The sequence below is a fragment of the Amphibacillus sp. MSJ-3 genome, from assembly GCF_018919165.1.
Taxonomy (GTDB): domain Bacteria; phylum Bacillota; class Bacilli; order Bacillales; family Amphibacillaceae; genus Amphibacillus.
This window is the reverse complement of sequence record NZ_JAHLQM010000010.1, coordinates 64,789-75,598: the sequence shown is the minus strand read 5'-3', so window position 1 is coordinate 75,598 and position 10,810 is coordinate 64,789. Positions and strand designations below refer to the sequence as shown.

General features: G+C 36.5%; 9 protein-coding genes. 1 reads left to right on the top strand and 8 read right to left on the bottom strand.

Going from position 1 to position 10,810, the window contains the following annotated elements; all coding sequences use genetic code 11:
* Nucleotides 1-299 precede the first annotated feature (299 nt).
* From KQI76_RS04765 to KQI76_RS04730, 8 genes are all read right to left on the bottom strand, one after another.
* Entirely contained in the window at nucleotides 300-596 is a 297-nt protein-coding gene (locus tag KQI76_RS04765; protein WP_216399170.1) for a hypothetical protein, read from the bottom strand.
* 149 nt (nucleotides 597-745) lie between these two features.
* Nucleotides 746-2,188 (bottom strand): M23 family metallopeptidase, encoded by a 1,443-nt coding sequence (locus KQI76_RS04760; protein ID WP_216399169.1) that lies wholly within the window; start codon nucleotides 2,186-2,188, stop codon nucleotides 746-748.
* A gap of 409 nt (nucleotides 2,189-2,597) precedes the next feature.
* Nucleotides 2,598-3,890: an adenylosuccinate synthase gene (locus KQI76_RS04755; protein ID WP_216399168.1), complete on the bottom strand. Its 1,293-nt coding sequence runs from the start codon at nucleotides 3,888-3,890 to the stop codon at nucleotides 2,598-2,600.
* A gap of 571 nt (nucleotides 3,891-4,461) precedes the next feature.
* Nucleotides 4,462-4,602 carry a hypothetical protein gene (locus tag KQI76_RS04750; protein ID WP_216399174.1) on the bottom strand — a complete coding sequence of 47 codons (141 nt, stop codon included), beginning with the start codon at nucleotides 4,600-4,602 and terminating at the stop codon, nucleotides 4,462-4,464.
* Nucleotides 4,603-4,637: 35 nt separating this feature from the next.
* Nucleotides 4,638-6,005, bottom strand: coding sequence for a replicative DNA helicase (gene dnaB, locus KQI76_RS04745; RefSeq protein ID WP_216399167.1), 1,368 nt, complete (start codon nucleotides 6,003-6,005; stop codon nucleotides 4,638-4,640).
* Between the two features lie 277 nt (nucleotides 6,006-6,282).
* Nucleotides 6,283-6,729, bottom strand: a complete 447-nt coding sequence (gene rplI, locus KQI76_RS04740; protein WP_216399166.1) for a 50S ribosomal protein L9 — start codon at nucleotides 6,727-6,729, stop codon at nucleotides 6,283-6,285.
* Complete coding sequence (locus tag KQI76_RS04735; protein WP_216399165.1) at nucleotides 6,730-8,700, bottom strand: DHH family phosphoesterase; 1,971 nt, start codon at nucleotides 8,698-8,700, stop codon at nucleotides 6,730-6,732.
* A 35-nt stretch (nucleotides 8,701-8,735) separates the two neighbouring features.
* The gene (locus tag KQI76_RS04730) at nucleotides 8,736-9,683 is read right to left on the bottom strand and encodes a YybS family protein (RefSeq protein ID WP_216399164.1); all 948 of its coding nucleotides are present in this window, start codon (nucleotides 9,681-9,683) and stop codon (nucleotides 8,736-8,738) included.
* Nucleotides 9,684-10,028: 345 nt separating this feature from the next.
* On the opposite strand from KQI76_RS04730, the gene KQI76_RS04725 reads away from it, so the two are divergent.
* The gene (locus KQI76_RS04725; protein WP_216399163.1) at nucleotides 10,029-10,805 is read left to right on the top strand and encodes an HAD family hydrolase; all 777 of its coding nucleotides are present in this window, start codon (nucleotides 10,029-10,031) and stop codon (nucleotides 10,803-10,805) included.
* Nucleotides 10,806-10,810: the final 5 nt, after the last annotated feature.

Below are 10,810 nucleotides of genomic sequence, written 5' to 3'. Positions count from 1 at the left end.
CCTTTTAATTGGTTTTCGTCGACTTAATTATAAAGGAATCTACTGACCTTTTTCTATATAAATGCAAAAAAGGTGTTAGTAAGTTCAAAGAACTCACCAACACCATAAATTATAGAACCGAAAAATAGTTCTGATTACATGGAAATTGTAATTAGAACTATCTTTTCCCGTTTTATATATTTTTACGCCCTGTTTAGTCTTGTTAATGGCGGTAAACTTACTTAAATTCATCGCCATTAACGTAAATCCTCTTCATTTTGTGCTTTGGATTTACATCTTAAAGATAAGCGAATAAAAAACTAAATTAGCCTCACAAACCTGAAGAACGGTACAAGATCAAGTTTACCTTGACCGTAAATTTCACCAGTCTTTTCTTCTGAAAGCCTTCTTCTTATATCTTCTTTTTGTCTTTCCCCTGATGATACACTATCAGGAGCACCAATCAAGTGATTGGCGACTCCTGTAGGAAAAGTGCGCATCCGAAAATCCTTATTGCGACACGGCAGTGGAGCAATAAGGATTGTTAGACTAAAACCGCCACGTCCTATGGCAACGTCTAACTGACCCACATCCTGTGCGCCCGATGCCGCACCCACGGAAAGCGTCCACCCAGAGGGTAAATCATGGAGTGACCTCTAAACCATGAATCTATTTAAATAATCATGAAATCAAAAAGGAATCCCTTATTTAATGAATCCCCTTTTGGTTTTAGCTAAGTTTGGTCTCTGACTCTTTGTCATTCTATTTAATTCAAAACATCCAGCGGGTCTATATTTGCTCCGTTTTTGATAACTTCAAAGTGTAAATGGATACCAGTTGAACGTCCTGTTGTACCCATCACGCCTATTTTTGTACCTTGTGGAACCGTTTGGCCAACACTAACAGAGGTACTAGATAAGTGGCCATATAAGGTTTTATAACCATTATTATGGTTGATAATAATGTAATTACCATAACCATTTTCATTATAACTAACCGCTTCTACCGTTCCATTATCAGCCGCTAGGATCTTTCGATTTGATGGTCGGGCAATATCAATTCCTTTATGCCGTGAACCCCAACGCGGACCATAGTTACTTGAGATAATCCCATCAACAGCTGGCCAGGCAAAATCACCTGTACCTTTTGAAGAGATAACTTTTGTTCCTTCAATTATAATTTCATCCTGGACTTCTTTTAACACTTCTTCATCTAATACTTCCTCTTCAACCGTCTTACCATTTACTTTCTTAATACCTAGATGAACCTTCGTCTTGCCATTACGGCCTTTTTGTTTTTTCTTTGTTTCACCACGATATAACTTATCAGACTTTTCTACTTTCTTTTCAAACTTAATCTTTTCTTTCTTTAATTCCTCTTCATAAACAATCACATCAACGAAGGGAACATAGTCCGTTACATTAAGTTCTTGACCAATTTGTAAAAGATCATCAACTTCTAAATCCTCATTTATCTCCAGTAACTTATCTTCCGTTAAATCATATTCTAATGCAATGGAATATAAAGAATCACCTTGTTTTACTTCATGAGTCAATTCCTCAAGTGTTCCTTTTTCTAATTTCTTCATCGCTTCCTTAACTGACAACAAGTCGTCTTCCGGAACAATCGATTTCGAAAAGCTAGCTTCTTCTGATAGTTCAACATCCAAAACAATTGACTCACCCATTTCAGGTTCAGCATCTTTTACCTTGCTATCAGATAGGTTCTCTAGATCTTCTTTATCCACGTATAAGCTTTTATATTTAAAGATTGCCTTTTCTGCATCTTTTTTTGATGCAAAGTGTCCTAATGTTTTATCACCAAACTTTAAAGTTGTTGCTTGAACATCAATGACTAATTCTTGATCAAGTCGATCCAACACTTGATCGATATTCACATTTTCGGAAAAAACCCGTTCAGGGATCAGTAAAAGTTCTTGATCGTTACCATATGTATAAGTATCGTCTGCACGGTTTTTTGCCTCGATTCGGTCTGCAATATGTTGTTCAACAAGCGATTGATCTTTAACAGCTCCAAGGTATTCATCATCTAAATAAACATGATAGATCGTTGAGAATCCTGCATCATCATCTCCCTTTGCATAAACAACTTGGATTTCGGATGTCATTAAACTATTGATCAGAACTAGCATGAATAGTAGGATGCTAGCTTGTATGATATTAATATTGAGTTTCTTCATTCCCTGCATCATAAAGTCCTCCTGGGTATATCTTCATAGATACTTTTATCACCTATGCTAGGTTAACATAAGCCCGGATTACTTTTAAACCCTTTATGGGATAATGTAATACAATCGTATAATTGATCCCAATTTGTGGTGCTTATTAACCAGTTAAGTTTACCCTAGGATACGGCTATTTACTTTTTAAAGAATTAAGGCTACTTTATTCGTCCATTTAAAAACAAGGTGGATCTAAGTCTAGTCTATTTAGAAAGACCGATGTGGATGTCTGGTGATATAAAGCGGTATTTCTTTAATTAGGCAAGGTTTTAGTTTCATGATAAAGTGAAACTTCAATCAGTGGGGGGTCACTGCGATAAATTAAAGCACGATCTAAGCGCTCAAATCAACGTTAGATCGTGCTAGTTTTAGTCTATTAATTTAGGCGATAAACGTTTTGTATTTCGTTTGTTTGTGTACGGTCAGGACCAACAGAAAAAATAGATAGTGGTATCTTAGTTAACTGTGAAATACGCTCTAAATAATGACGGGCATTAGCTGGTAATTCATCAAGATTCTTAACACCTGTGATATCTTCAGTCCAACCAGGTAATTCTTCATAAACAGGCTCACATTCCGCTAATACTTTTAAACTAGCTGGGAATTCCTTTATGATTTCGCCCTTATATTTATAAGCAACACATATCTTCAATGTTTCAATTCCCGTTAAAACATCAATTGAATTCAAAGATAAGTCTGTAATTCCACTCACACGACGGGCATGTGAGACAACAACGCTATCAAACCAACCGACACGGCGTGGGCGACCTGTCGTTGTTCCATATTCATTACCAACTTCACGGATACGGTCACCAATTTCGTCATGTAGTTCAGATGGAAATGGACCATCACCGACTCTTGTTGTATAGGCCTTGGATACACCAACTACATGATTTATTTTTGATGGGCCAACACCTGAACCGATTGTTACCCCACCGGCAATTGGATTCGAAGATGTCACAAAAGGATATGTTCCTTGATCAATATCTAGCATCACACCTTGTGCTCCCTCAAATAAAACACGTCGTCCTTGATCTAAAGCATCATTTAATACAACTGATGTATCAACAACATATTTAGCTATTTGTTGACCATATTGGTAATATTCTTCTAAGATATCATCAACTTTTATTTCGTCTACTTCATATACCTTTGTAAATAGGCGATTCTTTTCAGCTAAATTTTGTTCTAATTTCTCTCTAAATACTTCCTTATCCAATAAATCAACAATTCGAATACCAACACGAGAGGCTTTATCCATATAAGCTGGGCCGATTCCCTTTTTAGTTGTTCCTATTTTATTAATGCCTTTTTCTTCTTCTTGTAACAGGTCTAATTTTAAGTGATATGGTAAAATGACATGTGCTCGGTTACTAATTCTTAAGTTTTTCGTACTGACTCCTTTGTCATGTAGGTAGGCCAGTTCCTCAACGATCGCCTTAGGATCGATTACCATCCCATTACCTAACACGCTGATCTTATCTTCAAAGAAAATCCCAGAAGGAATGAGATGTAATTTATAGGTCACGCCATCAAACTTAATTGTATGACCTGCATTATTTCCTCCCTGGTAACGTGCAACAACTTCTGCATTTTGCGATAAATAGTCTGTTATCTTACCCTTTCCTTCGTCTCCCCATTGTGTTCCAACAACTACAACTGATGACATAATCGGTACCTCCATCATTCTATTTTAGAAAAATTCCACGAGATACATGGCATAATCAATTAATCGTCACTCTCGTTTCTCTTTAGTTAAAAATTAATCTCTCTGGCAGAATAAATAAGTTACATATATTATGGTTAAACCATGATAAATCATGATCTTAATTCCAAATCTCAATGTACCAATCCATTGATTAAAAGTCAATTTATTTACGAACAATTATATAAATTGTCACATTATTGTTCGACTATAATTGGTGGAATTTTCAGAATTTAAATACAGTCTTTTTTTGAAATAGGTAGCACTTTAACCAGCAAATAGCTGTATCCAGAAACTTATAAAGTAAAACTTCAATCAGTGGGGATTGGGCCTAGAGGACCCGGGTCATGGAGGCCACTAAAAATCTTCGAATATTGCGGTAGATCATAATGGCTATAAAAAAAGTTGGAGCAAAACTCAGCTAAAATGAAAATGGTTCTATTTACGAAAAAACCGCAAATAGAACCATTTTTTACTCAGTGAGACTAGTTATGTCCCAGCCTCTTTTTATAAACAGGAAGGTATCCCCCCTGTTTTAACTCATCAACTTTAATATTCCTTTTATATTCACTGTAAAAATAGTCATGGCTTCTTGTAACTCCATGCCAATTGGACCCGAGGACTCCGCAACATCTGCCATTTCATAGGAAGCCACATCCCTAGTTGATTGTAACAAAAGGTGGCGACTCCTGTGCTAACAAATACTTATCATTAAGCAGGCGGTACATCAGCATCATCATAGCGATGATCTAAATCAACAAATTTATTGTATTCTTTAACAAAGGCAAGCTCAACAGTGCCTACTGGACCATTCCGCTGCTTTGAAATGATTATTTCAATAATATTTTGCTTTTCTGATTCTTTATCATAATAATCATCACGGTATAGGAAACCAACAATATCGGCATCCTGCTCAATACTTCCTGATTCCCTAAGGTCGGACATCATCGGCCGCTTATCTTGGCGTGACTCAACACCACGGGAAAGCTGCGACAAAGCAATGACAGGAATATTTAATTCCCTTGCTAATGCTTTTAATGATCGGGAAATCTCTGACACTTCTTGCTGGCGATTCTCTTTCGCGCTAGCTGTACTACCTTGGATTAATTGTAGGTAATCAATAAAGACCATACTTAATCCGTGTTCTTGTTTTAAACGACGACATTTCGAACGAATTTCATTGACACGTATGCCTGGTGAATCATCAATAAAAATACCTGCATTCGATAAACTCCCCATCGCCATCGTTAATTTACCCCAATCATCGGCTTCCAGGCGTCCGGTTCTTAAGCGTTGGGCATCAATATTTCCTTCAGCACATAGCATCCGATTGACTAATTGGTCTGCCCCCATCTCCAAACTAAAAATAGCGACATTTTCATCTGTCTTCGTTGCTACATTTTGTGCGATATTTAAAGCGAAGGCTGTCTTACCAACGGAAGGACGTGCCGCTACAATAATCAAATCATTGGGTTGAAAACCTGAAGTGATTTGATCAAGATCGCGGAAACCTGTTGGAATTCCAGTAACGTCACCACCATGCTGATGTAACTTTTCAATATTATCATAGACGTCAATTAGGACATCCTTAATATTCTTGAATGCACCTGCATTTCGGCGATTACTCACTTCTAAAATATTCTTCTCTGCATTACCAATGACCTCTTCAACTTCATCTTCTTTAGAGAAGCTTTCTGTTACAATATTTGTTGCAGTTGAAATAAGACGTCGCAGCAATGCTTTCTCTTCAACTATTTTAGTGTAATAACTGATATTTGCTGCCGTTGGAACTGCATTAGCCAGTTCTGTTAAATATGACACGCCACCAATATCCTCAAGTAATTTAGCGTCTGCTAATGCCGTTGAAACAGTAATTAAATCAATCGGCTCTCCACGATCTGTCAACTGCAGCATCACTTGAAAGATTCGTTGATGGGCTGCGCGATAGAAATCCTGTGGTTGTAAATATTCAGATGCTGTAGACATTGCATCTGGTTCAAGGAAAATAGCCCCTATAACGGCTTGCTCAGCTTCAATATTGTGAGGAGGTGTTCGTTGCTCTTCCCACACGTCACTCATAAAAAGTCCCTCCCTCTACCACTCTTAAAAACTTTTATGATCTGCTTATTCTAATCTCTTACATCAATAAATCCGCTTCTAGTCTGATCATCAGTCCATTAACCAAGTGAACCTTCACTCGGTCGAGATTTTCTCCTCCCCCTACTAAGGCTCAGATGAACAATTCGGACTTTTTCTGACTATTGATCCACCACTTATCATCATATGATTGAGTTGGATGCCAGAAAGTCAGTTAATCTGCGATAAAAGAAGAGGGTTTTTAATCCCCTCTTCTTTCTTAAGCTTCTACAACATGTACTTTTATTTCTCCAGTAACTTCTGGGTGTAATTTAACAGGGATATTGGTATAACCTAATGATCGAATCGGTTGATCTAACTCTATTTTCCGTTTGTCAATTTTTATCTGATGGCTTTTTTCTAATTCCTCAGCTACATTTTTACTTGTTATTGATCCGAACAATCGACCATTATCTCCGGCTTTTGTTTTTACTTTTACTTCAATCTTGGTAAGTTTCTCTTTTAATTGTTTAGCTTCTTCAACAAGTTCTTGTTCTTTTCTCTCTTCTTTTTTCTTTTGCGCTTCTAAACCTTTTAGATTCCCCTTAGTCGCTTCGATTGCTAAATTATTTTTCAACAAATAATTTCGAGCATACCCTTCAGAGACATTTTTGACTTCACCTTTTTTCCCTTTTCCTTTAACATCTTTTATAAAAATAACTTTCATCTATTCGTCTCCTCCTCCAATTGATTGATCGATAATTTCAAGTAACTGTTCTTTAGCTTGTTGAGTCGTCACGCCTTCTAATTGCGTAGCCGCATTCGTTAGATGACCACCGCCATTCATTTGTTCCATAATGACTTGAACATTTACATCACCAGCAGAACGGGCACTGATTCCTACCCGGCCATCCGAACGTTCTGAAATAACAAAAGAAGCAGAAATATGCCTCATCTTTAATAATGTATCTGCAGTCTGTGCAATAACGACAGAGCTAAAAACTTGACCTGGCTCTGCCTGAGCAATAGCAATGCTATCTTTATAAATAAGCGTTCGTTCAATTAAATGACTCCGCATAATATAATCTTCCAAATCTTCCTCCAGAAAACTTTGGACAAGAAGTGTATCGGCATTCTTCGAACGTAAGTAGGATGCGGCATCAAATGTCCTTGCCCCAGTTCGAAAAGTAAAACTATTTGTATCAACAATGATACCTGCTAGTAAGGCTGTTGCCTCTAAGCAATTTAATTTAAGTGATGGTGATTGATACTCAATCAACTCCGTCACCAATTCTGCTGTTGAAGATGCATATGGTTCCATGTAAACCAAGGTAGGATCATCGATAAATTCCTCACCACGTCGATGATGATCAATGACAACGACATGGTCTGTCTTGGCTAAGAGTTTTGCTTCTGCAACAAGTGATGGCCTATGCGTATCAACAACAACCGTTAATGTAGATTTAGTAACTCTTTCAAGAGCGTCTTCTGGTGTAATTAAACGATCCTTAAGCTCAGTTTGTTCTATTTCTGCTACCAATCGGTCAACTCCAACATCTAAATCATCTACGTCGATAACAATAAAGGCTTCGAGCTCGTTTACTAAGGCTATTTTAAGTACACCTATTGCCGAACCAATCGAATCCATATCCGGCGATTTATGACCCATTATAAAGATTTGATCACTTTCTTGCATTAAATGTTTTAATGCATCGGAAATCACACGGGCCCTAACTCGGGTGCGCTTCTCCATTGGATTTGTTTTTCCACCAAAGAATTGAACTTTTCCTTCCTCATCCCTTATAACAACTTGATCACCACCACGACCTAAGGCTAAATCGAGACTTGATTGAGCTCTTTTCCCCAATTGGGGTAATGTGTCACGACCGATTCCAATACCAAGGCTAATTGTCAGCGGGATATTTTTATTATCTGAGACTAGTTCACGGACTTCATTAAGTATTTCAAATTTCGCTTTTTCTAGCTTAAGTAAGATTTCTTGATTCATTAAAGCTAAAAACCGATCTTGTGACGTTCGCTTTAGGTATATTCCGTAATGATCTGACCATTGATTTAAAATCGTTGTAACATGCGAGTTTACTTGACTCTTTGCCGTGTCATCCATTGTTTGGGTAATTTCCTCATAATTATCTAAGAAAACAATCCCAATGACCGGTTGATGGTTATCATAATCCTTTTGAATCTCAACTTGTTTCGTTTGATCAACAAAATACAATAAGCGCTCTTCTTTTTTAATTATGACATGAAAATATACGGACTCCAGATAAAAACCAACTGTAGAATGATCTTCTTTAATCGCTAATTTGAGTTTATCTGAAAATGCATCTAACGATTCACCAACAAAACTTCCCTCACCGGCAAATTGATTTAGGTAGGCATTTACCCACTCAATTTGGAAGTCTTCACTATATAGGACAATCCCTACAGGCATCTCCAGTAGTGCCTCTTCGCCGACCTTTCTCACACGGTGGGATAAAGTCATAATATATTCTGCTTGTTCGATTGTCTCTTTTTGCTCTTGTCGAATCGTGTAATATAGTGCAATTCCTAACAATATTGACATCACTAGACCTAAGATCCATTGAAGAAACCAGGTAAAGCCAAGTAAAATAAATGCTATCAAATAAGTATAGAAAAGATGGTAGCTTGGATCATATTTTTTTATTACTTTTCGCATTGCTGTCAGCTCCTAATTAGCTTACACGATTCAGATCAAATAACTCTCTTTCTCAGCTCAAATCCTACATCAATTATACCTAAGATTCTTGTTAGATACATCCCTATCGGTAAAATTATTAAACATAGGATAACAACGAGTACTGAAACAAAAGTTGGTTGTTTCTTTTTCGCTAAGAAATAGAGTAAAAAAGATAATCCCTGAATTGAGAAAATAAGACTAAGTATAACCGAAGCATTGATAATAATTACATTAACCATTTCTATACCAGAAAAGTTGAACAATGAAAGGATAATAACGATTAAGTAAATCCATAAGATCATCTTTGGCATTTGAAGCATACGAAATGAAGGAAATGATAATTGCGCGTGATCCCATTTATTTAAAGCCTTATGAGTGACCCATTGTGATACAAAACTATATACCATTGATGCAATAATTAAAATGGATGGAATTAAATCTAATAATACCATCATCTGGCGTTCGATATTTACCAACTCTTCTGATGTTAGATCAAGACCTGCCTGACCTAATAAAAACTGTGTTGAATCTAAAGATTCTCTGATCATTAATTGATATTCTTTAGCAAGACTAACATCTACAAGTAACTCAACAATTAAGATTAATACAAGGAAGCCTAATGCAAAACCGATCGTGCCACGAATCCACGTTTCATAAGGATGTCTTTGACTTCTTAAGGCTTCTCCAATAAAACCACCTGCAAGTAAGGCGATGAGCGCTAACGGTAATGAAATAACAAAGAAATAAAAGGCTAAGAGTGAAATGGATAATAAAATAATGCCCCCTACTATAGCCGAGGCCTTCCACCCATAACGATAACCATACATTGCAATTGGAACAGGTAGAATAAATAACACGATCAGCTCAAGCGATGGAATAAACATTGTAAGCAACAACAACACAACGAAACAGGCGCCAAAAATAAATCCTTCTTTAATCTTATTGTTTTTCTGATTTTTCATTAAATACACCTCATTATTTATGATCCCACTTTTTCAATTTAACTATTTCGGATCTGATCATTTAATTCACTTGATTTACTCGCTCTATCATTTATGAAGAAAAAGCACAGCTTTGACGCTGTGCCTTCATCATTAAGCCTTTTCTTATATTAAATATTAATATGTATGGAATCAATTTATTTCACCATATTAAAGCTTCTCTATTGAAAGATACATTTATTATTATAGCTAGAACAGTTTGAAAAAACAAACGATTCAATTGTCAAACTTTTTAGAATAATGTACCTATTCATCAATCATTCTTGTTATAATAAAGATTATTATATGCCACAAAGGAGAACAATAATGATCACAACGATTTTCTTTGACTTAGATGACACGTTACTATGGGATAAAAAAAGTATCAAAATGGCTTTTGAGGCGACTTGTAAAGAGGTCGCTGAGCTTAAACCAGACCAACTCGAAGAAGCCGTTCGACTTGAAGCAACTAAATTATACCAGAGCTATTCTACCTACCCCTTTACACAGATGATTGGGATCAATCCTTTTGAGGGATTATGGGGAACCTTTAATGATCAAGGATTAGACTTTCAAAAAATGTACCATTTAATGCCTGAATATCGTGTGAATGCATGGACAAGTGGTTTAAAGGCATGTGGAATAAATGATCCAGGCTTAGGGAGGAAACTAGCTGATCAATTTATTACTGAACGGAAAAAACATCCCTTTGTCTATTCAGATACCTTTTCTGTTTTGGATCAATTAAAGGCAAATTACCAACTTTTACTTTTAACAAATGGTTCGCCGTCTTTACAAAAAACAAAATTGACGATTACTCCAGAAATCCCTAAATACTTTAACCATATTGTGATATCTGGAGAATTTGGTCGGGGGAAACCAGATCCAGCTATTTTTGAATTTGCCTTAAACAAGGCAAATGTATCCGCGGATCAAGTGGTCATGGTCGGGGATAACTTAATGACAGACATACTTGGAGCCAATCGAACAGGAATTAAAAATATTTGGATTAATCATCATAATCAATCTACTAATCAAGTTAAGCCAACATATGAAGTTACTTCCCTTACTGAGATACTGCCAATTATCAAGAATTTATCGTAATTCTT

Bases quoted from the DNA above. Each gene is read 5' to 3' on its own strand.
- KQI76_RS04755 (WP_216399168.1), bottom strand. From the start codon at position 3,890: ATGTCATCAGTTGTAGTTGTTGGAACACAATGGGGAGACGAAGGAAAG.
- KQI76_RS04735 (WP_216399165.1), bottom strand. From the start codon at position 8,700: ATGCGAAAAGTAATAAAAAAATATGATCCAAGCTACCATCTTTTCTAT.
- KQI76_RS04730 (WP_216399164.1), bottom strand. From the start codon at position 9,683: ATGAAAAATCAGAAAAACAATAAGATTAAAGAAGGATTTATTTTTGGC.
- KQI76_RS04725 (WP_216399163.1), top strand. From the start codon at position 10,029: ATGATCACAACGATTTTCTTTGACTTAGATGACACGTTACTATGGGAT.
- KQI76_RS04760 (WP_216399169.1), bottom strand. From the start codon at position 2,188: ATGCAGGGAATGAAGAAACTCAATATTAATATCATACAAGCTAGCATC.
- rplI (WP_216399166.1), bottom strand. From the start codon at position 6,729: ATGAAAGTTATTTTTATAAAAGATGTTAAAGGAAAAGGGAAAAAAGGT.
- dnaB (WP_216399167.1), bottom strand. From the start codon at position 6,005: ATGAGTGACGTGTGGGAAGAGCAACGAACACCTCCTCACAATATTGAA.